Consider the following 21,681-nt stretch of genomic DNA (forward strand, 5'->3'; position numbering starts at 1 on the left):
TTCCACAGCAAACCCCGATAAAAATCATGCATTCATTCAACTTGCTTACACGACGCTCAATTGGCCTTATCGCCCAGGCCACTACCCTGCTCTGCCTGCAATCCACTAGCGTATTGGCACAGCAAACCCCTGCGCAGATGATCCAGCCCAAGCCCGCAGAACCGGCGACGATCGCCGCGCAAGCCAGGCTGAAGCAAAGTCTGCCTTTTGCCAACAAGGACGATTTTGACGATGCGCGCTACGGCTTCATCGATACCCTGCCCGATGCGCTGATCACCGGCGCAACGCCCTACCCTGCCTGGAGCATGAAGCCATATGCCTTCCTGCAAAAAGAAACGGCACCGGACACGGTCAACCCCAGCCTGTGGCGGCAGGCGCAACTGAATAGCATCCACGGCCTGTTCAAGGTCACGGACCGGGTGTACCAGGTGCGCAACTTCGATATCTCGAATATGACCATCATTGAGGGCGACAAGGGCCTGCTGATCATAGACCCGCTGCTGACCAGGGAAACCGCAGCGGCCGCGCTGGCGCTGTACTACAAGCACAGGCCGAAAAAACCGGTATTGAATGTTATCTACAGCCATAGCCACGCCGATCACTTCGGCGGAGTGAAAGCCGTCATCGACGAGGCCGATATAGCAGCCGGCAAGGCCCAGGTGATCGCACCGGACGGCTTCATGGAACATGCTGTGGCGGAAAACATCATCGCCGGCAATGCGATGAGCCGGCGCGCGCAATACCAGTTCGGTGCGCTGCTGCCGCCGGGTGAAAAAGGCCAGGTTGATACCGGCCTGGGCAAGACGCTGTCGCGCGGCTCGCTCACGCTGATCGCACCGAATGTGCTGATCAAGCAGAATATGGAAAAGCGCGTCTTCGACGGCATAGAAGTCGTGTTCCACCTGACGCCGGGCACCGAAGCGCCGTCGGAAATGAATATGTATTTCCCGCAGTTCAAGGTGCTGGATATGGCGGAAAACACCTCGCACAATATGCATAACCTGTACACGATACGCGGTGCCGAAGTACGGGACGGCAATGCCTGGGCGCGCTATATCGATGAAGCGCTGGGCGCTTTCGGCGCTAACAGCAGCTACCTGATAGGACAGCATCACTGGCCCACCCGCGGCCCGCAAAAAATCGCCGATTTCATGAAGAAGCAGCGCGATATGTACAAGTTCATCCACGACCAGTCGGTGCGCCTGCTGAACCAGGGTTACACGCCGAACGAAATCGCCGAGACCCTGCAAATGCCGGCCAGCCTGGCCAATGAATGGTATGACCGCGGCTACTACGGCACGCTCAGCCATAACAGCAAGGCGGTGTACCAGAAATACCTGGGCTGGTACGACGCCAATCCGGCCAATCTGAATCCGCTGCCACCGGTGGAAGCCGGCAAGAAGTATGTGGAATACATGGGCGGCGCCGACAATATCATCAAGCGCGCGCGTGAAGACTATAAACAGGGCAACTACCGCTGGGTTGCCACGGTCGCCAATCACCTGGTCTATGCAGATCCTTCCAACCGCGAAGCGCGCGAGCTGGCAGCCGATGCGCTGGAACAGATGGGCTACCAGGCAGAAGCAGGCACCTGGCGCAATGCCTACCTGTTTGGCGCCTATGAACTGCGCAACGGCATGCCGAAAATCAACCCGCCGAGTTCATTGACCGCCGATGCGCTGCAGGCGCTGTCGCTGGACATGTTCTTCGATTTCCTGGGCGTGCGCCTGAATGCAGGCCGGGCCGATGGCAAGCATATCGTCATCAACTGGCAGTTCACCGATACCCGGCAGACCTATGTGCTGAACCTGGAAAATTCAGCACTGACCTATACCAGCGGCAAGGCAGCCGACAAGGCCGATACCAGCCTGGTGCTGGACAGGCCGACACTGAATGCGATCATGCTCAAGCAGATGACTTTCCCGCAAGCGGTCCAGAGTGGCAAGATCAAGCTGGGCGGCCCGCCGGACAAGCTGGTGGAACTGTTCAGCATGCTGGATGAATTTAATCCCATGTTTGAAGTCATAGAACCGAAAAAGGCCGCACCTAAATAAAGCGATACGGGCAAGCAAAAGCAAATCGGCGCTGTTCCCGGATGACGGGAACAGCGCCGATTTTTTATTTTTTGCGGAGCAGCTTACTGTACTACCCCATGCCGGTCGATTTTGACTACGCGTGCATCCTCATCGCGGCTGCCCTTGCCATCGCTTACCTTCCTGACCTTGACCTGTGCCACCCCGGAACCGCGCACATTCACCTGCGCACGGTCGGCCAGCAGGCTGACCGCATCCAAGTCGCCGGAACCGCTGAGCTTGGCGACCAGCAATTTGGCGCTGCCTTTCAGGCTCACCCCGCCGGAACCTTCCATCGTCAGCTTGATTTGCGCCTGCTGCAGGCCACTCGCATCAATGTCGCCGGAGCCCAGCGCTTCCAGTTCCAGCGCTTCGCTGACGCCGCTCAGGTTGACATCGCCCGGGCCGACATCCTTGACCACGGCGCGCGCCACTTCCAGCCTGCTGGTATCCAGATCGCCGGAGCCATTCAGCTCCGCATGCATTTCCCCTACCTTGCCGGCCAGCGTCAGATTGCCCGGGCCGTTCAGCACTACATTCGCAGTGTCTGCCTGCAAATCGCCGATGTCAATATCGCCTGAACCAGACATGACCAGGTTCAGCCCTTTCAACTGGCCGCCCATGGAAAAATCGCCGGCGCCTTTCATGACCACATTCACTTGCGCCATTTGTATCGCCCTGGCAGTGACGTCGCCGGAGCCACTGCTGTCTATATTCAGTTCCTGGCTGACCGGGCCCATCACCGTATCGCCGGAGGCAACCATCTTGGCGCTGATCTTCATCGCGGTCAACTGGCCCAGATCGATGTCGCCGCTGCCGTTGCTCTTTACTGCCAGCTCCCCGACCCTGCCCTCTATGCGCGTATCGCCGGAACCTTCATTCACCAGTTCCAGCTTGTCTCCATGGTATTTTTCCACCCGCATGTCGCCGCTGCCTGTGTTTTTCAGGCGTTCCAGGTTGGCGGCGGAAATCTTCACCGTCAACGGATAGTCGCTGACGCCGACATTCACGTGTATGCCGGAATGGGATTTCCTGCTGATCACCAGCGTATCGCCATTAACCGTGGTCACGACCTGGCTGATCAAGTTGTCATCCCCGGAAACTTCTACCGAAGGCTGGCCTTCGCCGGTGACGACGACATCAAACGAACCTGACATTTCGATCGCCTTGAAGGCACCGACTTCGCGCTTTTCCACCGCCAGCTTGCCGCTACCTTTCACATCGTCATCACTGACATGTACTTCACATGCGGTCAGCGTCAGCAGCAGTAAGCATCCTAGGTATTTGATCATTTTTTGACTCTTCTTCGATAGACACCGCAATCCGGCAGTTGGAAGCATAAATCGTCTATTAACGGATTGGAATCAAAAAGTGACGAAATGCCAATTTGACGGCTTGAATTGCAAAAACCACCGACAAGTGCAAGGTCATGGTAATTTTGGCAAACAATTCCTGCTATTCTTGCGGCTAGGATTCTGAGCTGGATGCCAGGCAGTTTTTGACAGAACATGATGCATCTCACCAATTTCACTCACCTCACTCGCTCACTATGGAACAACTGATACTGCGCGCCCACGATGGCGCGCAAACCACGATCACGCACCACGGTGCCCACGTCTGCTCATGGATACCGGCCGGCGGCAAGGAACAGCTTTTTCTCAGCAAGACCTCGGAATTTCGCGCAGGCGCAGCTATCCGCGGCGGCGTGCCGGTGATCTTTCCACAGTTCGCCGGACTGGGTGCGCTACCCAAGCACGGCTTTGCCCGTACCTCGAACTGGCGTCTGCAGCGCTCCGGCCACACGGAAATCGGCGCCGCGCAGGCGGTGTTTGAACTGCATGAATCCATCGCCACGATAGCGCTCTGGCCCTATGTGTTCAGGGCGGAACTGACGGTGACGGTGGCCGGCGATAGCCTGGACATCGCGCTGGCAGTAGAAAACAGCGGCGACACCGCCTTCAGCTTCACCGCGGCATTGCATACCTACCTGGCTGTCGAAGACATCGCCGACGTCAGCGTGCACGGCCTGGCCGGGCTGAACTATAGGGACAGCGCTACCGGCGCTGAAAATTGCGTGGATACCGGCGAAACGCTGGGCATAGCAGGCGAAGTGGACCGTATCTATGCGAATGTACCGGCGCAACTGGAATTGCGGCAAGGCGCGCAATCCACCCTGATCAAGAGCTACGGTTTTAGCGATGCGGTAGTCTGGAATCCCGGCGCCGTCAAAGCGGCCAGCCTGGCCGACCTGGAGCCGGGCGGCTACCGGCGCATGCTCTGCGTGGAAGCCGGGGCCATCATGGACGCGGTTCATCTGGCGCCGGGCGAGCGCTGGAGCGGCAGCCAGGGCCTGCAGGCGATACCATCACCCCGCTGAGCCGGCTGCCGTCGGCCATCAGCAGCCAGCCTGTCTTGCAGCTTTAGAGCTTCTCGTTCATTGACAGGTGTTAACAATCAGAACATATTGTTGTGCCAGTAATAAATTCGATACTTCGCCGTTACTTCAGTATTTCTGCCGGGGCCGGGCACTTTATATGCTTAGCCCGGTCTATCTGTAGCATGGCTGTCGACAACGGCCTTTTCTTATCTCAATCACAAGGGAATACAATGCAAGGCAGCAAACGCTTTCACCAGTGCGCAGGTATCGCCTCCGTTCACAGCTCAACTCAACTACAAACTGGCAACGGACATACCGATACGGTAGCCGGCCTCAATAGCGTCTTCAAAATCGCCAGGGCATCCGTACTGGGCGTGGCGCTGCTGGCCAGTGGCCTCGCCGCCGCGCAGACTGCCCCGGTGCTGCCTAAAGGTGTCAGCCAGATCACAACGGTAGAGGGCATTACCGAATACAGGCTGCAAAACGGCCTGAAGATCCTGCTGATGCCGGATGCCTCCAAGCCGACCACCACTGTGAATGTCACTTACCTGGTGGGCTCCCGCCACGAAAACTACGGCGAAACCGGCATGGCGCATCTGCTGGAACACATGATGTTCAAAGGTGCGCCCAAGCATCCCAAGATTACCGAAGAATTCAATAAACGCGGCATGCGTCCGAACGGCACCACCAGCCTGGACCGCACCAATTATTTTGAGATCTTCCAGGCCGGCGACGACAACCTGAAATGGGCGATAGGCATGGAAGCCGATCGCATGGTGAATTCCTTCATCGCCAAGAAGGATCTGGATTCTGAAATGACCGTGGTCCGCAATGAATACGAAAGCGGCGAGAACTCGCCTTTCGGCGTTTTGCTGAAGCGCATGCAAAGCGTGGCCTATGACTGGCACAACTACGGCAATTCAACGATAGGCAATCGCAGCGACATAGAAAACGTCAAGATAGAAAACCTGCAGGCTTTTTATCATACCTATTACCAGCCGGACAATGCAGTGGTGATGATCGCCGGTAAATTCGACGTCGCGCAAACCCTGAAATGGATTTCCGAGTCCTTCGGCGTACTGCCCAAGCCCAAGCGCAGCCTGCCGGTGTTGTGGACGGTAGAGCCGACGCAGGATGGCGAACGCAGCTTTGTCGTGCGCCGCAAGGGCGACATACAACTGGTTGCAGTCGCCTACAAGATGCCGGCCGGCCTGCACCCTGACAACGATTCGCTGTCCTACGCTGCCGATATCCTGTCCGACTCGCCGAACGGCCGCCTGCACAAGCAGTTTGTGGAAAGCGGCAAGGCAGTTGCCATTGTGAATATCCCGCTGGGATCGTATGCGCCGGGCTTGCAGATTATTGGCGCGGTGGTCAAGAAAGGCCAGCCTATAGAACCGGTACGTGATGAGCTGATCAGCGCGATAGAAAATTTCAGCAAGACCGCGCCGACCAAGGAAGAAATGGACAGGATCACGCGCAAGAATGCCAATGCTACTGAAAAACTGCTCAACGACCATGAAAAAATCGGCGTCGCGATGTCCGAAATCATCGCACTGGGCGACTGGCGCTACCTGTTCCAGAACCGCGACCAGCAGGCCAGCATCACCGCTGAGCAGGTAAGCGCTGCTGCCGGCAAGTACTTCAAACGCGATAACCGCACGGTAGGCATGTTCCTGCCGGAAGATGCGCCGCAGCGCGCGGAAATCCCGGCTGCGCCCAGCATAGAAGAAGTGATGAAGGGCTATAAGGGCAAGGCTAGCACTGGCGAAGCAGAGAACTTCGATCCGTCCCCGGCCAATATCGATAAACGCACGCAGCGCAGCAAGATAGGCGACATCAATGTGGCCATCCTGTCCAAGCATACCAAGGGTGAAATGGTCTCGGTGGCGCTGAACCTGCATCGCGGCGACGAGAAAAGCCTGGTCGGCAAGAAATGGATCGCTGCGCTGACCGGCTCCATGATAGGCAAGGGCACGAGCAAATACAGCCGCGCGGAACTGGCCGACGAAATGTCCAAGCTGAAAATGAGCGGCGGCATTTACAGTTTTACGACGACCAAGAGCAACCTTGCCGCAGCATTGCAACTGTCAGCCCATATCCTGAAAGACCCGAGCTTCCCAGAAAGCGAATTCACGCAAGCGCGTGAGCAAATGATCGTCAACCTGGAAGCTTCCCGCAATGAGCCGAACGCGGTTGCATCGCGCGCGCTGGGACTGTATTTCAACCGCTATCCTAAGGGCGATATACGCGCGGCAGAAACCATCGACGAATCGATCGCCGGCATCAAGGCGGTGACCCTGGACGACGTGAAAGCCTACTACAAGCAGTTCTACGGCGCGTCCAATGCTGAAATGTCCATCGTCGGCGATGTCGATGCGGCAGAAGCAGGAAAGCAGATCGCTGCAGCGTACGGCAACTGGAAAAGCGCATCGCCGTATACGCGCCTGTCCAGCCGTTACGATGATATCCCGGCAAAACATGAAACCCTGAATACGCCGGATAAGGAAAACGGTTTCTATATCGCCGCGATGAATCTGCAGTTGCGCGATGACGATGCCGATTACCCTGCGCTGTATGTTGCCAACTATATCTTCGGCGCTTCCGGCCTGGATTCTCGCCTGATGCTGCGGATACGCCAGAAAGACGGCCTGTCCTATGGCGGTGGCTCAGGTATCGAGGCCGGCTCGGTGGACCGTGTAGGCTCTTTCAGCATCAGCGCGATTGCCGCACCACAGAACCTGGCCAAGGTGGATGCCGCCGTCAACGAAGAACTGGCACGCATGCTAAAGGATGGATTCACGGAACAGGAACTGGCGCGCGCCAAATCCGGCCTGCTGCAGCAACGCCTGCAAGGCAGAACCAGCGACCCGCGCCTGGCATCAGGCTGGAACTTCAACCTGGAGCATCAGCGTACCTTCGCCTGGAGCCAGGCACTGGACGACAAGATCAAGGCCTTGACAGTGGAACAGTTGAATGCCGCGGTCAGGAAAACCATAGACCCGTCCAAGCTGACCGTCTTCATTGCCGGCGACCAGTCCAAGATGAAGCCGGAAGCGGCCAAGTAATAAAAGTAGCTAAACACCGCCAGACACTGCCCCGCAACACAGGGTATTGGTCTGGCTAGTGTAAATAATGTAGATACAGCAAGGCCGTCCATCTGGACGGCCTTTTTTTGTGTTCGCGAAATGTCTTTCTCTATAGCCCGAGAGCTTTATTTGTATTTTTTCTCTATCGCCGCGCTGGTGCCATCCTTGTCCATCTCCTTCAGCAAATGGTTCAGATGGTCTATTCTCGCTTGCTCCATGCCGGTATTGCAGGCCAGGTACATATCGGTCTGGTTGAAGACAAATAGCGGAACAATCAGCTTGGACAAACCCTGTTGCCGCAGGATATCCATACCCAGCAACTCGCCGGTAGCCCAGAAATCAAAACGGCCGTACAACATCTTGCGCGGGTTATCCACATCGGCGCTGGCGAGGTCGGTATTGAAGCCTTTCAGCGAAAAATATTCGGCGATCGCATCATTGCGGTAGGTGCCGATCACATAAGGCCGCAGATCCTCCAGCGTCCTGGGGCGGCGGGTGTCGTCGGCCCGCGCAAAGATCACCCAGTTGTTCCTGACCAGCGGGCCTACCCATTTATACAGGGATTCGCGGCCGGGGGTGCGCGACGTGGAAAACACGCAGGTTTCAGGATTGTTTTGCGCCATTTGTATCGATCGCGCCCAGGGATAGGCGGCAATCGTGTATTTCTCCCCCGCACGGCGCATCAACTCCATCACCTTCTCGGTGGATATGCCGCTGATTTCCCCATTTTTGGGGCTGACGATGTTGAACGGCGGATAATCTTCCGTGGTCAGGCTGATCGCATGGACGGGCGTTGCCAGGCTTGCCGCCAGGACAAACTGAAGGAGCCGGCTACTGTTCATGATCGCGCTCTCCATCCAAATCGCGCCGGTGAACCCGGCTGTTCTCGACTACAAAGCGGCATGCCGTGGCAATGCGCTTGCGGCGATGCAGTCCTTCTGAATTTAATACCCCGCCAGCGTGAAAGTCAAACCGTCAATGTCAAGAAACTGCAATCTCTTGCGGGTAAAATACCTGGAGGAAATTAAGCTGCAGCGAGCTTATACTTGAGGCAAGCTGCGGCGCAGATCACCATTCCTCGCCATTCCTTGCAATGCGTTGCAAGCGGCGCGCCCACTTTTAAACCTGACAGGCCATGCATGCAACTCGACAACTTATCTTACGGCTCTGACCAGTGCGGACTGATCTGCGGCTACCTGTTTGAACCCGGCAAGGCCGGCAGCGCGATCCATGCCGATGCGGTGCTGGAGTGGCTGCGCACCCGCCAGGATAGCCGTGACGGCTCCTTTTTGTGGCTGCACTTTAACCTGGCCAATGTCGCAGCCGAAAAATGGCTGCATGAACACAGCCGCCTGCCGGATGAATTTTATGAAATGCTGCATGAAGGCTCGCGCTCGACCCGCATCGAGCACGCCAATAATGGCCTGATCGCGGTGGTCAATGATGTGCTGCATGATTTTGCGTTTGAAGCTTCCGACATTGCCACCTTATGGCTGTGCGTGGAGCAGAACGTGATGATCAGCGCCCGCCGCAAGCCGCTGCAATCGGTGGACAGGCTGCGCAATGCGGTCAATCATGGCGAGCTATTCCATTCGGCAACCGAACTGCTGACCCATCTGCTGCGCGACCAGGCCGATGTATTGATAGGCATAGTGCGCAATGCGATCAAGCGCGTCGACGATATAGAAGACCACCTGCTGGCAGACAGGCTGAACCCGAAACGGGCCAAGCTGGGCGAATTGCGGCGCGTGCTGGTGCGCCTGCAAAGGCTGCTGGCGCCGGAGCCGGCGGCGCTGTTCCGCCTGCTGCAGAAACCGCCTGTTTGGGTGGCCGAGTCCGATGTGCAGGAACTGCGCCAGTCCACCGAGGAATTTGCAGTGGTGCTGAGCGACATGGCTTCGCTGCAGGAAAGGATCAAGCTGCTGCAGGAAGAAATTGCCGCCAGCGTCAATGAACAAAACAACCGCTCGCTGTTCGTGCTGACCATCGTCACGGTGCTGGCCTTGCCTATCAACATCATCGCCGGTCTGCTGGGCATGAATGTGGGCGGAGTGCCGCTGGCGCAGCATCCTGCGGGTTTCTGGATCGTGGTTGCCATTGTCGCCACGTTTACCGTGATCGCAGGCTGGCTGGCCTTCCGCAAGCGGGAATAAAAGGTTTATTCGGATTGCAGCAATAGATTGGTCAGGTACACGCCCCTGACCTTGTCCGAACGCAGACTGGTATTGGCAACCTTGGTCATATTGGCTTGCAGGTTTTTCAAGCCCTCAGTCGTACGTATCGCTTCCGGATCGGTATTGATCAGGGTTTTTTGCAGCAGGCTGTCCAGGGTTTCGCGATTCTGTTTCAGCCATTCCTCATCTTCGCCGTCAGCCTTGATGGAAATTTCCGCCCTCACGCCATAACCCTCGATATGCACCGTGGGCAGGTTCAGCACCAGATAGCTGGGTTGCGGCGGCGCCTCGCTCTTTTTCGCATTGAAAAACCAGATGCCGGCAAAAATACCGGCTACGCCGATAGAAGCCATGATGGCGGCATACATCGTCAGATTATCGCTTTCAGCCTTCTTCGCCATGGCATCTCCGTCCTGTATGGATGTCACTCAGGCCATGCTTTAGAGAGTTAGAGAAGGTATGCAAAGGCTGGCATGCTGTGTGTCTACATAGTGTAGTGGATAGGCGGCATTAAATTGATATCAAAATAGTAATTTTACAATTTTCTTGGCCGGGCTCAAGCTTGAGCTGGCCAGTGCCTCTGCATCACGGCGGCAAGCTGGGGATCTTGTTCCAGGCGCAATAGCAAAGCCGAGAATGCCGGCCTGGATGTCGCCAGATGCACTCTGCTGCCTGACCACCGGGAAACGATCGTCGCCATCAGGCCCAGTGCAGAGGGATGCATGCCATCCAGCAACAAGTTTGCCGGAAAGGTATCCGCGAACACATCCCACAAATGATGCAGCCGCTGCTTACTGCCGGCGATGATGCGCTGCTGCTCGTCTTCATTGGCTTTCGTGCACCAGCGCTGCGGAAAATCGACGATGCCTATCGCCGCATAGCAATTGGCGGCGATATACACGAGGCCGCGCAAGGCTTGCGCCCGCGCCGATGCCTGTTGCGGCAGCAGGCCGCTGGCCGGATATTCCAGGCCCAGATGCATCAGGATCGCGGCGCTCTCGGTCAGTACCGAGCCATCCGGCAAGACCAGCGTGGGAATCTGCGCCAGAGGATTGATCTTCTTCAACTCTTCCAGCCCCGCACTTTCTTCCCACGAAGCAGCATCAACGATGCGAAACTCTGCCTGCGCCAGTTGCAAGGCAACTTCTACCATGGCCGAGCCCGAGCCGCGGGTGCCGAATAAGGTGAACATCGTCGCGCCCTATATAAACTGAAATTCTGTATAAACGTATTCCCGCAAACCCCGCTGATGCAGCATGTCGCGAAATACCTGGTTTTTTTTCTGGTTGCCGAAATCCACCGCGGCACTTGTCAGCGTGGGCAGTTTCAGCAGCCCGGCATAATCCTCAGGCTGCCATCGGCTGTCCGCCACATGCGCAAACTCTTGCAGCGCGGGCGCCTGTTCCAGCGCCTTGATGTCGCTTAACTTTCTGAGCGTGTGCAGATAGACCCTGCGCAATTTGTGCAAGCCGGATACGTCAGGCAATGCTGCCACCTGCCCCAGCGCCTGCAAGAAAAAATTCTGCAGCCCTGTCATGGACGAAATAAAGGACAGGTCCTGCAAACCGCGGATCTGCCACAGCTCCAGAAACTGCAGTTGCTGCAACTGGCGCAATGCCGACCAATCCTGTATCTGGCATTGCTTGATATCCAGCAGGCATAGCTTAGGCAAGGAGCGCAAAAACTCCAGGTTTTCCAGCTTCACCGAGCGCAGCGTCAGGTCATGCAATTGGGCCAGGCCGCCGATCTGTTCCAGCCGGTTTTGCTGCCCTTCCAGATGCAGGATGCGCAAATTGCCAAAGCGCTGCAAGACCTGTAAATCCGGCTGCTGTTCAGGCCGCGCACCGGACTTGCCTATGTACAGAGTCTGCAGCTCACCGTCGGGCAGCTGGTTTAAAAAATCAAAATCGGGCAAATCGGCGATGCCTATTGCCAGGCTATGCAGGTTCTTGAGGCTGGCCAGATGCTGCAGGCCGGCCGCCTGTTGCAGGCAATCGGCAGAGAAGTGGCGCACGCAGTCCATGTGCTTTAAAAACGACAGGTCGCACACCGCGCCATTGCCGTCATAGATACGCAGTTCCAGCTCGGGCCGCAACGCAAACAGGCTTTCGTTAAGCCGCTTGCAAGTCAGTATGTCCGGCTGCGAGCTGGTTTGCAGGATGCCTAGTTCCTTGTCATCCAGCAGCGAGGCTATCTCGGCGGCCGTCAGCGTGCCGCTGAAATTGGCTCTATCCCTGGAAATGCGGTTTGGCGCAAGCGGCATGAGAAAGACTCGGCTGGCTGGTGGCTACCACGCGACTTTACACCATGCGGCAGGCCATGCCTATAATTGGGGCAAACACTTGCTCATAAAAAAGAGAGGCCAGAAACATGGAACAGCATTCCGGCATGAGCCTGCCAAGTAAGAGTTTGCTTCGGCAGCGCGGCGCGCACCAGCACGCCAGGGTTACCAAGATAGAGTTATTCTTTGACCTGGTGTTCGTGTTTGCCGTCACGCAGTTGTCGCATACGCTGTTGAAGCACGCGACGCCGGCCGGAGCCTTGCACACCGGCTTGCTGTTTCTCGCAGTATGGTGGGTATGGATCTATACCTTATGGATTACCAACTGGCTGGACCCGGACCGCGTACCTGTCAGGCTGATGCTGTTTGTGCTGATGCTGGCCGGGCTGGTACTGTCGGCGTCGCTGCCGGAAGCCTTCGGCGACAAGGGACTGGTATTTGCCCTCGTGTTTGTCGGCATGCAGGTCGGACGTACACTGTTCATGCTGTGGGCAATCCGGCATGGATCGCCCGATTTGCTTCGTAATTTCCTGCGGGTACTGGTCTGGCTGCTATTGTCTGCTGCATTCTGGATTGCAGGAGGCATCGCGGAAGAGAGCGACCGCCTGATATGCTGGATAGCAGCGCTATGCATAGAATATATTTCACCTGCGCTGTTCTTCTGGGTACCCGGCCTGGGCCGCTCGACCACCGCCGACTGGAATGTGGAAGGCGGCCATCTGGCCGAGCGCTGTTCGCTCTTCATCATCATCGCATTGGGAGAATCCATCCTGGTCACCGGCGCCACTTTCGCCGAGCTGGCCTGGTCTGCATCGACGCTGGCGGCCTTCGCTATCGCCTTTATCGGCAGTGCGGCGATGTGGTGGATCTACTTCAATATCGGCGCCGAACGCGGCAGCCACCACATCAGCAAGTCGCAGGACCCCGGCCGCATCGCCCGCATGGTGTACACCTACATCCACCTGCTGATCGTCGGCGGTGTCATCGTCGGCGCGGTGGGCGATGAAATGCTGCTGGCCCATCCCGATGGCCATCTGACCGGTGCTGCCATCGCCGCCATCACCGGCGGCCCCATGCTGTTTTTGTTTGGCAACCTGCTGTTCAAGTGGCTGACTTCGCCGCTGGACCGTATGCCGCTATCGCATCTGGCCGGGCTGGGGCTGACCGGTGCACTACTGGTGCTGCTGATTTTTTACCATGGAATGACGCCGCTGCTACTGACAGCGGCGATGACCGTGATCCTGATCATCGTCGCGGTGTGGGAAACGCTGTCGCTGCGTAACCCCTAAACCCGGCAATGCCGTCACCCCGGCAGTCTGCGGTAATTTGCCGTCACGGCCTCTTGCTCTTCTTCACCCGGCGGTATCACATACATCGCAATCTGCATCTCGCTGCCAGACACAGGCTTCAGCAATATGCGCCAACCCCAATCTGGATCGGGCGGCGCTTCAAAGGAACCGAGCAGATTGACCAGGCCGTCATCACCGATGGCGCCGCTACTCGGAAGCAGCTTTTTGCTGGCGTGCCAGGAATCGCCCCAGGATGCCGTCGCGCTATTTTTTTCTGCGTCATAGGCCAGCAGCAGGATGCCTTGCTGCGGCTTGCCCTCATGGCTCCAGTCATAATTGAGTTGCAGCAGGGAGCCGTCGGCAAGTTCGGTCACCGTCAGCCTTGTGTCGGACAAAAATTCTGATGGCGTTGGCCAGCTCAGAAACAGCCGGTTGCGGCCCTCCCATTGCCCGACGAAATTGGAAAATATGCCTGCCATACGCCCTCCCCAGAATATGTTTTATGAAAGGCATTAACTTACTCTCTTATTTTTAGCCAGGCAATCGGAAAGCATGCTGCAATAAAATGCGCTTTGGCATATGCTGGCAGCTTGCAATCAGGTCGGTAACATAGGCTTCTTACGGAGAATGGAACGATGAGCAAGAGTGCAATGGCTGGCGGCATACGTGTAGGCATAGGCGGCTGGGACTATGATCCCTGGCGCGAGACTTTTTATCCGCCCGATGTGCCAAAGAAACGCGCACTGGAATATGCCAGCCGGCAAGTAACCGGCATCGAGGTCAACGGCACCTACTACGGCACTTTCAAACCCGAGACCTATACCAACTGGCATGCGCAGACGCCAGACGATTTCATGTTTTCTTTGAAGGCTTTGCGCTACACGACCAACCGCAAGGTGCTGGCCGAAGCCGGTGAATCGGTGGATAAGTTCATCAATAGCGGTCTGTCGGAACTGGGTGAAAAACTGGGTCCCATCGTATGGCAACTGGCGCCCAGCAAGCGCTTCGATGCCGACGACCTGGAAGCTTTTTTCAAGCTGCTGCCGGATAAGCTGGGTAAGCTGAAACTGCGCCATGTGCTGGATCCCCGCCATGACAGCTTCCTGTGCGAAGAGTATCTGGCGCTGGCCAGGAAGCACAAGATCGCTACCGTATTTACCGATTCGGAAGAATATCCTTCCTTTGCCGATATCACCGGCGAGCTGGTCTATGCGCGGCTGATGAGCGCGCAATCGGACATAGACACCGGCTACAGCAAACCCGCGCTGAAGAAATGGGCGGCGCGGGCAGAATTATGGAGCAGCGGCGGCCAGCCGGACGACTTGCCATATGCGGGTGCAATCGGAGACAAGAGCAAGCCGCGCGACGTGTTCATGTATTTCATCAACGGCGCCAAGGAAAGGGCTCCGGCGGCGGCGAAGCAGTTGATTGAAATTTTGAACGCGAAGAAATAAATTCCATGCCCGCTGCTCTGAAGCACAAACTCGCAGTCTTGCTGCCGCTCCTATTGGCTGGACTGAACAGCATTGCCGCTCCGGCATCGGTCTCTGAACGCAAGGACATACTGGAAGCTGCACGGCCTGTGATTTCCAGGCTGGCTGGCCAGCCGGTCAAATTCAAGGTCGATCACTTGAATACAGACGCGAACTGGGCGGTGCTAGTAGGCGGCTTGCTGCAGGCGGACGGTAAACCGCTGGACTGGTCCAAGGCGCAATCCTGTAATCCGGACCTGGACAAGATGCTGTGGGTAGTGCTGGCAAAGGCAGACGGCAAGTGGCGCATCGCGCAGGCCGAAATATGTGCGTCAGAGCCGCCTTACTGGTATATCAACGACTATACATGGCCCTGCGGTGTCTACGCCGGTCTGGTGGAAGGCGAGCGCAGTCTGGAACGCGAATGCCGGGCCGCTCTCAGGAATGAACGCTAAGCTGCCGGTTCAGTTGGAATCGGCTTAGGCGTCGCCAGCAAGGCCTTCAGATTCGCCAGCCGGTTTTGCGGCGTGATTGCTTCTTCTTCGGTCGGCACGGCATCGCCCTCATCCAGCTTCATTTCCTTGATAAAACGCGATACATCGCAATGCACCGGCGCACCGGCGCGCTTGCGCTTTTTGCACCAGGTGATATGCAGGCTGCGCTGCGCGCGGGTGATGCCTACATACATCAGGCGGCGCTCTTCTTCTATGCGCGCAACGATGGTCTCGGCGGGCGCATCCGGATCGCCCTTATGCGGCAGGATGCCCTCTTCCACGCCGACCAGGAACACATGCGGGAACTCCAGCCCCTTGGATGCGTGCAAGGTGGACATGCGCACTGCATCCGGTTCTTCGTCCTTGCCTTCCATCATCGACATCAGCGCCACCATCTGCGTCAGGTCCAGCAGGCTGCGGTGGTCGTCCGTGCCTTCCTTGCCGCCGCTGCCCTTCTGCTTCAGCCAGTTGGTAAAGTCGATCACGTTCTGCCATTTGCTTTGCGCTGCGCGATCGTCGAAGCTGTCGTACAGATAGCCTTCGTAATTGATCTCTTTCATCATCTCATCCAGCAGCACGGTCGCCTGGTCTTCGCGGTGCGCATGCATTTCCAGGTGGTTGATGAAGTTGCCGAACTCGCGCAGGGGCCTCAGTTGCCGCTCCGGCAGCAAGGCCTCAATGCCGCCCTTGAACACCGCTTCAAACAGCGAGCACTGCCATTGGCCGGCAAATGAGCCCAGCACTTCCAGAGTCGATTGGCCGACGCCGCGCCGGGGCGTTGTCACCGCGCGGATGAAGGCCGGATCGTCGTCTTCATTGGCGATCAGGCGCAGGTAGGCAATGATGTCCTTGATCTCGGCCTTGTCGAAAAAGCTCTGGCCGCCGGAAATAGTGTAAGGAATGCGCTCCTTGCGCAGCGCCTGTTCGATCACGCGGGCCTGATGGTTGCCGCGGTACAGGATCGCATAGTCGGAATACTTGGCGCGGCGCTCGAAGCGGTGCGCAGAAATCATGATGGCGACCTGGTCGGCCTCCTGCTCGTCATCCTGCATGCCCAATACCTTGACCGGGTCGCCCAGGCCGTGTTCGGACCAGAGTGCTTTGTCGAACAGCTTGGGATTATTGCCGATGACTGAATTGGCCGCTTGCAGGATGCGGGTGCTGGAGCGGTAATTCTGTTCCAGCTTGATGATCTGCAGGTCGGGGAAATCCACTTGCAGCGTCTTCAAGTTTTCTATGGTGGCGCCGCGCCATGCGTAGATCGCCTGGTCGTCGTCGCCCACGGCGGTAAACATAGGCTTCTTGCCTATGCCGGTCACCAGCAATTTTACCAGCTCGTACTGGCAGGTATTGGTGTCCTGATATTCATCCACCAGCAGATAACGCAGGCGGCGCTGCCATTTGTCGCGCACCTGTTCATTGGTGCGGAACAATTCCACCGGCAGGCGTATCAGATCGTCGAAATCCACCGCCTGGTAGGCGCTCAGCGTGGCCACATAGCTGCGATAGATGCGCGCGGCACTGGCTTCTTCTTCATCCTTGGCCTGGTTCAGCGCGGCTTCCGGATCGACCAGGCCATTCTTCCACAGCGACATCGCGGTCTGTATGCGGCGTATCAACTGCTTGTCGGTAGTGATCGCCAGATCCTGCACCAGCGAAAAGCAATCATCGCTGTCCATGATGGAAAACCTGTCCTTCAGGCCCAGCGCCTGCGCTTCCTGGCGCAGTATCTTCACGCCCAGCGAGTGGAAGGTGGATACCGTCAGTTGCTTGGCTTTCTTGGGTTCCTGCAGCAGTTTGGCGATACGTTCCTGCATCTCCAGCGCGGCCTTATTGGTAAAGGTCAGCGCGGCGATGCTCCTGGCATCGTAGCCATGCTGCTCTATCAGGTTGGCGATCTTTTGCGTAATCACCCTGGTCTTGCCCGACCCGGCCCCGGCCAGCACCAGGCAGGGGCCGTCCATGTAATTCACAGCATCGCGTTGGGGGGTATTTAAACCGTGGGACATAGTTCAGGGGCAATCAGAAATTCGGGGAGGCGGCAAATGCGCTGCAAGCCCGTTATTGTAAGTGCGATTAGGTGCGCGATGCGCAAAGCCGGTAATTTACTGCGGCAAGCTTGCCTTACGTAATAGTCTTAATAGACTATTTACCATCATATGGGGTGGCGAATGACAAATCCGTGCCGATCATTCCCTAATAATTGTTTATACGGTAATTTAGCGTGGAAAAGGCGCTTGGCATAAAATAGCGGATGGCCTACGAGGTAAATATGAAATTCGAACATCTGATAGAAATCAACGACCTGAACAACCCACTGACGCAAGTCATTACCCGCGAGCAATTATGGCGCGGCCTGGTGGTGCGCGCAGAGTCGCCGAAGTTTTTCGTGCCGTATATGGACGATTGCACGATCACCGAGCGCGCCGACAAGGCTATCTCGCGCACACTGAAGTTCGGCGACCTGATCATCAACGACAAGGTGCAGTTTGATCCGCAGAACTACGTGCACTACGACGTGGCTGCTCAGAACGACATCCCGCATTCGACACTGCGCATGAGCATAGAAGAGCCGCAGCCGCATGCGCTGTTCGTGCGCTTTGCGTACGACGACGGCCATACGGCGGCAGAAGATGCGGAAAACGAGATGTATAACGAATACCGCCGCTCCGCCTACCAGGAAGCCGATATCGACACCATCAAGGTCATCCGCGAGATGGTGGAAGAAGGCTTGTTGCCGGCCAGCCTGAATTCCTGAACGACCTCAGGAATATCTCAGATATCCACAGGGTCTATCTCTACCGACCATTTGACGCGGGTTTTCATTGAGCGCAGGGCATTTATCCACTGCTTCACAAATGCCTGCAATGCCGGCCGCGATGGAGACTCTACCAGCAATTGCGCACGGTCCATATTGGCGACGCGGGTCATCGTCATCGGGATAGGATCGTTCATCGTGATGCCGGGATGCTCGACACAGACGGCCGCCTCATGCAGGAAATCCAGCGCGAACTGCAGCTCCCTGGCTTCTGCGCGCAGCAGCGCCTGGTAGATATACGGCGGCATGCCGGCGCCCTGCCGCTCTTCCAGCAGATCATCGGCAAAGCGGTCATAGTTGTGCGACATCAGCCAGTGATACAAGGGATGCTGTGGATAACGGGTCTGTATCATCACTTCGCTGGGATTGCCGCCCTCTTTGGTCGCCGCCCGCCCGGCGCGCCCTGCCACCTGCATCAATTGTGCAAACAGCCTTTCGCTGGCGCGGTAGTCTTGCGAAAACAGCGCGCTATCCGGGTTAAGCGCGCCGACCAGGGTCAGGTTTTTAAAGTCATGGCCCTTGGCGACCATCTGGGTGCCGATCAGGATATCCACTTCACCGCGGTGCACGGTATCGAAAGCAGCCTCGGCGCTGCCCTTCAGGCGGGTGGAGTCCGCATCGATGCGGAACACCCTTGCCTCCGGGAAAACTGCCTGCAAACCCTCTTCCATGCGCTGCGTGCCGCGCCCCAAAGGCTGCAGGTCGATGTTGCCGCAGGTCGGGCAAGAACGAGGTATGCGCTGTTCCAGTCCGCAGTGGTGGCAACGCAAGGCATGGTCGCCTTTATGCAAAACCAGATGCGCGGTACAGCGCGTGCAATTGCTGATCCAGCCGCAGGCATCGCAGGCCAGCACAGGCGCATAACCGCGCCGATTCAGGAACAAGAGTGATTGCTCACCTTTCTCCAAACGCTTTCTGATAGCCGAGATCAAGGTCGGGGTAATGCCGTTCAGCGGCTTTTCCCGCTCGGTGTTGATCAGTGTTACGGCAGGTAAAACCGCGTTCTTGACCGCCCTTTCCGGTAGCGCCAGCTTGGTATAGCGGCCGGTGCGCGCATGCAGCCAGCTCTCCAGCGACGGCGTTGCAGAGCCCAGAACCACCGGGATATCCAGTTGCCGCGCGCGCCAGATTGCCAGGTCGCGCGCCGAATAACGCAGGCCTTCCTGTTGCTTGTAGGAAGGATCGTGCTCTTCGTCGATGACGATCATTTTCAAATTCGGCAGCGAGGCCAGGATGGCCAGTCGCGTGCCGAGCACGATGCGGGCCTGGCCCAGATGCGCTGCCAGCCAATGCCGCAGGCGCTCGCCCTCGGCCATGCCGCTATGCAAGGTCGCAATCTGTATGCCGGAAAAACGGCTGCGCAGATGCCCTTCCAGTTGCGGCGTCAGATTAATTTCCGGCACCAGGATCAGGATTTGCGCATCCGGGCTTTGCTGCAGCACGCGGGCACTGGCCTGCAGATAGACTTCAGTCTTGCCGCTGCCGGTGACGCCGTACAGCAGATGCGGCGCAAACCGGCTGGCGCTGCTGATCGCATCCACCGCCTGTTGTTGTGCGGCATTCAGCGCAGGTTCCGGATTGGGGCTGGCGTCATTGCCCAGGCCGGCCTTGGCCAGTTTCTTCAGGTTATTGTCCAGCGAGGTGGACTTGGCCACGCGCAAATTCTTCGGCAGTGCCGGAATCGCGACCTCCCCCAGCGGGCGCTGGTAATAGTCTGCAGCGAAACCGCACAGCGCCAGCCAGTGCGGGGACAACGGTGCCAGCTGGCTGCGTACCGCCAGCACATCCTTCAGCTTGTCCGCAGGAACATCAGTATTGCTGCCTACGCTGACGATGATGCCCATCACTTCCTGGCGGCCGAAAGGCACCAGCGCCAGTTGCCCCGGCTGCGGTCGCGGCTCGCCCTCCTGCTGTGCAGTCCAGCGGTAGTCGAAGACCCTGTCCAGCGGGGTATCGAGCGCAATAGTGAGGAATAATTGTTCCACGAACTTAATGTAAACCTTGAGGAAACGCGCTAACTGCCCGTTTCATAAGTGATTTTTTGTAAACTCGCAAGGCCTGTGGATAACTTTGTGGAGAAAGAAGTATTGACATCGACATTCGCTAGCGTTTACGCGGGTTCTGATGGAATAAGTGATTCTCAACAAAAAAACTAATCTCTTATAAATCAATGACTTAGAAATTTACCCAGAGTGAGGGAAATAATTTTTTTTGTTTTATAAGAGCCTCCTCATTTTTGTGCATAACTATCAAAAAATGTGCATGCAAATGAGGTTTTTGTAGCGTCTATTTCAGGGGCCTGCGGGGCATTAATGCCCTGCCAACCGCATGGATGCTCGCTTTTGCAGAGCAACATGACGTAATGGCAAGGCAGGCGGGCAAAAGTGGCAATCCTTGCCAGTATTTGCCAAATGCTTAACGACTGTTTATGCGTGGCTTTGGCGCATTTTGCGGCTGACTTCATGCACCGTTTCAACCAGCACCGTGACCGACTCCGGCGGAGTGAATTGCGAAATGCCGTGGCCCAGGTTAAATACATGGCCATGCCCTGCGCCAGGCTTGCCGTAGGAAGTCAGCGCGGCGGTCACCTGCTCGCGGATCTGATCCGGTCCGGCAAACAGCACGGCCGGGTCCAGATTGCCTTGCAGGGCAACCTTGTCGCCTACCCTGGCGCGGGCCTGGCCGAGATTCACGGTCCAGTCCAGGCCTACCGCATCGGCGCCAATGTCGGCAATCTGTTCCAGCCACAGGCCGCCGCCCTTGGTGAAGACGATGGCTGGAATGCGCTGGCCATCCTTGTCGCGTTTCAACTGGCGCATCACATCCTGCATGTATTGCAGCGAGAAACGCTGGTAGGCGCCATCGGCCAATGCGCCGCCCCAGCTATCGAAGATCATCACGGCTTGCGCGCCGGCATCGATCTGCGCGTTCAGGTAAGCCGCCACCGAGGTCGCATTGGTGCGCAGGATGTGGTCCATCAAGTCCGGGCGCTTGTACATCATGCTCTTGACGGTATGGAACTCGCGCGAGCCCTGGCCTTCCACCATATAGCAGGCCAGCGTCCATGGGCTGCCGGAAAAACCGATCAGCGGCACGCGGCCATTCAGCGTGGTGCGGATCTGCGTCACCGCATCGAACACATATTGCAGATTGCCCATATCGGCCACCTGCAATGCCATGACTGCTTTTTCATCTTTCAGCGGGCGTTCAAATTTAGGGCCTTCGCCTTCTTCAAAGTACAGGCCCAGGCCCATGGCGTCAGGCACCGTCAGGATGTCTGAAAACAGGATCGCGGCATCCAGTGCAAAACGGTCCAGCGGCTGTATCGTCACTTCAGTGGCAAAGTCGGGATTCTTGGCCAGGCTCATGAAAGAACCGGCGCCCTTGCGCACTTCGCGGTACTCAGGCAGATAGCGGCCAGCCTGGCGCATCAGCCACAAAGGCGTGTAATCGGTTTCCTGGCGCATCAGCGCTTTCAGGAAGGTATCGTTTTTCAAGGGCGCAAATTGTGATGACATGGTTGCTTTCGACTATGCTCTTCAAACGGGCCTGCAGCGGCTTGCCCGCGCTGACAATGCTAATGATGCTAACAATGATTGCGGCGCACTGGCCGCA

17 protein-coding genes are annotated in these 21,681 nt (G+C 57.2%); 8 read left to right on the plus strand and 9 right to left on the minus strand.

Features of this window, described 5'->3' with window-relative positions; translation table 11 throughout:
* Positions 1-26 precede the first annotated feature (26 nt).
* On the plus strand, positions 27-2,054 hold the full coding sequence (locus IEW12_RS23850; protein WP_188568636.1) for an alkyl/aryl-sulfatase: 2,028 nt from the start codon (positions 27-29) through the stop codon (positions 2,052-2,054).
* 83 nt (positions 2,055-2,137) lie between these two features.
* On the opposite strand, the gene IEW12_RS23855 is transcribed toward IEW12_RS23850, so the two are convergent.
* Positions 2,138-3,364, minus strand: a complete 1,227-nt coding sequence (locus tag IEW12_RS23855) for a GIN domain-containing protein (RefSeq protein ID WP_188568637.1) — start codon at positions 3,362-3,364, stop codon at positions 2,138-2,140.
* A 257-nt stretch (positions 3,365-3,621) separates the two neighbouring features.
* Between IEW12_RS23855 and IEW12_RS23860 the strand changes: the two genes are divergently transcribed.
* Together IEW12_RS23860 and IEW12_RS23865 are read left to right on the plus strand one after the other, a co-directional pair.
* The gene (locus tag IEW12_RS23860) at positions 3,622-4,449 is read left to right on the plus strand and encodes a D-hexose-6-phosphate mutarotase (protein WP_188568638.1); all 828 of its coding nucleotides are present in this window, start codon (positions 3,622-3,624) and stop codon (positions 4,447-4,449) included.
* 230 nt (positions 4,450-4,679) lie between these two features.
* Positions 4,680-7,517, plus strand: a complete 2,838-nt coding sequence (locus IEW12_RS23865; RefSeq protein WP_188568639.1) for a M16 family metallopeptidase — start codon at positions 4,680-4,682, stop codon at positions 7,515-7,517.
* 146 nt (positions 7,518-7,663) lie between these two features.
* Here IEW12_RS23865 and IEW12_RS23870 read toward each other — a convergent pair whose 3' ends face one another.
* Positions 7,664-8,380: a substrate-binding periplasmic protein gene (locus IEW12_RS23870; protein ID WP_188568640.1), complete on the minus strand. Its 717-nt coding sequence runs from the start codon at positions 8,378-8,380 to the stop codon at positions 7,664-7,666.
* Positions 8,381-8,677: 297 nt separating this feature from the next.
* Here IEW12_RS23870 and IEW12_RS23875 point away from each other — a divergent pair, with 297 nt between their 5' ends.
* Positions 8,678-9,691, plus strand: coding sequence for a transporter (locus IEW12_RS23875; protein WP_188568641.1), 1,014 nt, complete (start codon positions 8,678-8,680; stop codon positions 9,689-9,691).
* A 5-nt stretch (positions 9,692-9,696) separates the two neighbouring features.
* Here the strand turns inward: IEW12_RS23875 and IEW12_RS23880 are convergent, their stop codons facing one another.
* The 3 genes from IEW12_RS23880 to IEW12_RS23890 all read right to left on the minus strand — a co-directional run bounded on the left by IEW12_RS23880 (position 9,697) and on the right by IEW12_RS23890 (position 11,975).
* On the minus strand, positions 9,697-10,113 hold the full coding sequence (locus IEW12_RS23880) for a flagellar basal body-associated FliL family protein (protein ID WP_188568642.1): 417 nt from the start codon (positions 10,111-10,113) through the stop codon (positions 9,697-9,699).
* 155 nt (positions 10,114-10,268) lie between these two features.
* On the minus strand, positions 10,269-10,904 hold the full coding sequence (locus tag IEW12_RS23885; protein ID WP_188568643.1) for a glutathione S-transferase family protein: 636 nt from the start codon (positions 10,902-10,904) through the stop codon (positions 10,269-10,271).
* A 9-nt stretch (positions 10,905-10,913) separates the two neighbouring features.
* Positions 10,914-11,975 carry a hypothetical protein gene (locus tag IEW12_RS23890; RefSeq protein WP_188568644.1) on the minus strand — a complete coding sequence of 354 codons (1,062 nt, stop codon included), beginning with the start codon at positions 11,973-11,975 and terminating at the stop codon, positions 10,914-10,916.
* Positions 11,976-12,082: 107 nt separating this feature from the next.
* On the opposite strand from IEW12_RS23890, the gene IEW12_RS23895 reads away from it, so the two are divergent.
* Positions 12,083-13,282, plus strand: coding sequence for a low temperature requirement protein A (locus IEW12_RS23895; RefSeq protein WP_371874574.1), 1,200 nt, complete (start codon positions 12,083-12,085; stop codon positions 13,280-13,282).
* 14 nt (positions 13,283-13,296) lie between these two features.
* Here IEW12_RS23895 and IEW12_RS23900 read toward each other — a convergent pair whose 3' ends face one another.
* Positions 13,297-13,761 (minus strand): DUF1579 family protein, encoded by a 465-nt coding sequence (locus IEW12_RS23900; RefSeq protein ID WP_188568645.1) that lies wholly within the window; start codon positions 13,759-13,761, stop codon positions 13,297-13,299.
* 156 nt (positions 13,762-13,917) lie between these two features.
* Here IEW12_RS23900 and IEW12_RS23905 point away from each other — a divergent pair, with 156 nt between their 5' ends.
* Both IEW12_RS23905 and IEW12_RS23910 read left to right on the plus strand, forming a co-directional pair.
* A complete protein-coding gene (locus IEW12_RS23905) occupies positions 13,918-14,736 on the plus strand; it encodes a DUF72 domain-containing protein (protein ID WP_229751317.1) in 819 nt (272 codons plus the stop codon).
* Between the two features lie 5 nt (positions 14,737-14,741).
* Positions 14,742-15,209, plus strand: coding sequence for a hypothetical protein (locus tag IEW12_RS23910; RefSeq protein ID WP_188568646.1), 468 nt, complete (start codon positions 14,742-14,744; stop codon positions 15,207-15,209).
* On the opposite strand, the gene IEW12_RS23915 is transcribed toward IEW12_RS23910, so the two are convergent.
* On the minus strand, positions 15,206-17,257 hold the full coding sequence (locus IEW12_RS23915; protein ID WP_188568647.1) for a UvrD-helicase domain-containing protein: 2,052 nt from the start codon (positions 17,255-17,257) through the stop codon (positions 15,206-15,208). The two genes, IEW12_RS23910 and IEW12_RS23915, sit on opposite strands and share 4 nt — an antisense overlap.
* 263 nt (positions 17,258-17,520) lie before the next feature.
* On the opposite strand from IEW12_RS23915, the gene IEW12_RS23920 reads away from it, so the two are divergent.
* On the plus strand, positions 17,521-18,006 hold the full coding sequence (locus IEW12_RS23920; protein WP_188568648.1) for an SRPBCC family protein: 486 nt from the start codon (positions 17,521-17,523) through the stop codon (positions 18,004-18,006).
* A gap of 17 nt (positions 18,007-18,023) precedes the next feature.
* Here the strand turns inward: IEW12_RS23920 and IEW12_RS23925 are convergent, their stop codons facing one another.
* The gene (locus tag IEW12_RS23925) at positions 18,024-20,051 is read right to left on the minus strand and encodes a primosomal protein N' (RefSeq protein WP_188568649.1); all 2,028 of its coding nucleotides are present in this window, start codon (positions 20,049-20,051) and stop codon (positions 18,024-18,026) included.
* A 441-nt stretch (positions 20,052-20,492) separates the two neighbouring features.
* Positions 20,493-21,584, minus strand: coding sequence for a uroporphyrinogen decarboxylase (hemE, locus tag IEW12_RS23930; protein ID WP_188568650.1), 1,092 nt, complete (start codon positions 21,582-21,584; stop codon positions 20,493-20,495).
* Between the last annotated feature and the right edge of the window lie 97 nt (positions 21,585-21,681).

Source organism: Parundibacterium terreum (assembly GCF_014636315.1).
GTDB lineage: Bacteria > Pseudomonadota > Gammaproteobacteria > Burkholderiales > Burkholderiaceae_D > Undibacterium > Undibacterium terreum.

Excerpts from the sequence above, each read along its gene's own strand:
- IEW12_RS23905 (WP_229751317.1), top strand. The coding sequence starts at position 13,918 with ATGAGCAAGAGTGCAATGGCTGGCGGCATACGTGTAGGCATAGGCGGC.
- IEW12_RS23900 (WP_188568645.1), bottom strand. The coding sequence starts at position 13,761 with ATGGCAGGCATATTTTCCAATTTCGTCGGGCAATGGGAGGGCCGCAAC.
- IEW12_RS23885 (WP_188568643.1), bottom strand. The coding sequence starts at position 10,904 with ATGTTCACCTTATTCGGCACCCGCGGCTCGGGCTCGGCCATGGTAGAA.
- IEW12_RS23915 (WP_188568647.1), bottom strand. The coding sequence starts at position 17,257 with ATGTCCCACGGTTTAAATACCCCCCAACGCGATGCTGTGAATTACATG.
- IEW12_RS23860 (WP_188568638.1), top strand. The coding sequence starts at position 3,622 with ATGGAACAACTGATACTGCGCGCCCACGATGGCGCGCAAACCACGATC.
- IEW12_RS23850 (WP_188568636.1), top strand. The coding sequence starts at position 27 with ATGCATTCATTCAACTTGCTTACACGACGCTCAATTGGCCTTATCGCC.
- IEW12_RS23880 (WP_188568642.1), bottom strand. The coding sequence starts at position 10,113 with ATGGCGAAGAAGGCTGAAAGCGATAATCTGACGATGTATGCCGCCATC.
- IEW12_RS23855 (WP_188568637.1), bottom strand. The coding sequence starts at position 3,364 with ATGATCAAATACCTAGGATGCTTACTGCTGCTGACGCTGACCGCATGT.
- IEW12_RS23910 (WP_188568646.1), top strand. The coding sequence starts at position 14,742 with ATGCCCGCTGCTCTGAAGCACAAACTCGCAGTCTTGCTGCCGCTCCTA.
- hemE (WP_188568650.1), bottom strand. The coding sequence starts at position 21,584 with ATGTCATCACAATTTGCGCCCTTGAAAAACGATACCTTCCTGAAAGCG.
- IEW12_RS23870 (WP_188568640.1), bottom strand. The coding sequence starts at position 8,380 with ATGAACAGTAGCCGGCTCCTTCAGTTTGTCCTGGCGGCAAGCCTGGCA.
- IEW12_RS23890 (WP_188568644.1), bottom strand. The coding sequence starts at position 11,975 with ATGCCGCTTGCGCCAAACCGCATTTCCAGGGATAGAGCCAATTTCAGC.
- IEW12_RS23865 (WP_188568639.1), top strand. The coding sequence starts at position 4,680 with ATGCAAGGCAGCAAACGCTTTCACCAGTGCGCAGGTATCGCCTCCGTT.
- IEW12_RS23875 (WP_188568641.1), top strand. The coding sequence starts at position 8,678 with ATGCAACTCGACAACTTATCTTACGGCTCTGACCAGTGCGGACTGATC.
- IEW12_RS23920 (WP_188568648.1), top strand. The coding sequence starts at position 17,521 with ATGAAATTCGAACATCTGATAGAAATCAACGACCTGAACAACCCACTG.
- IEW12_RS23895 (WP_371874574.1), top strand. The coding sequence starts at position 12,083 with ATGGAACAGCATTCCGGCATGAGCCTGCCAAGTAAGAGTTTGCTTCGG.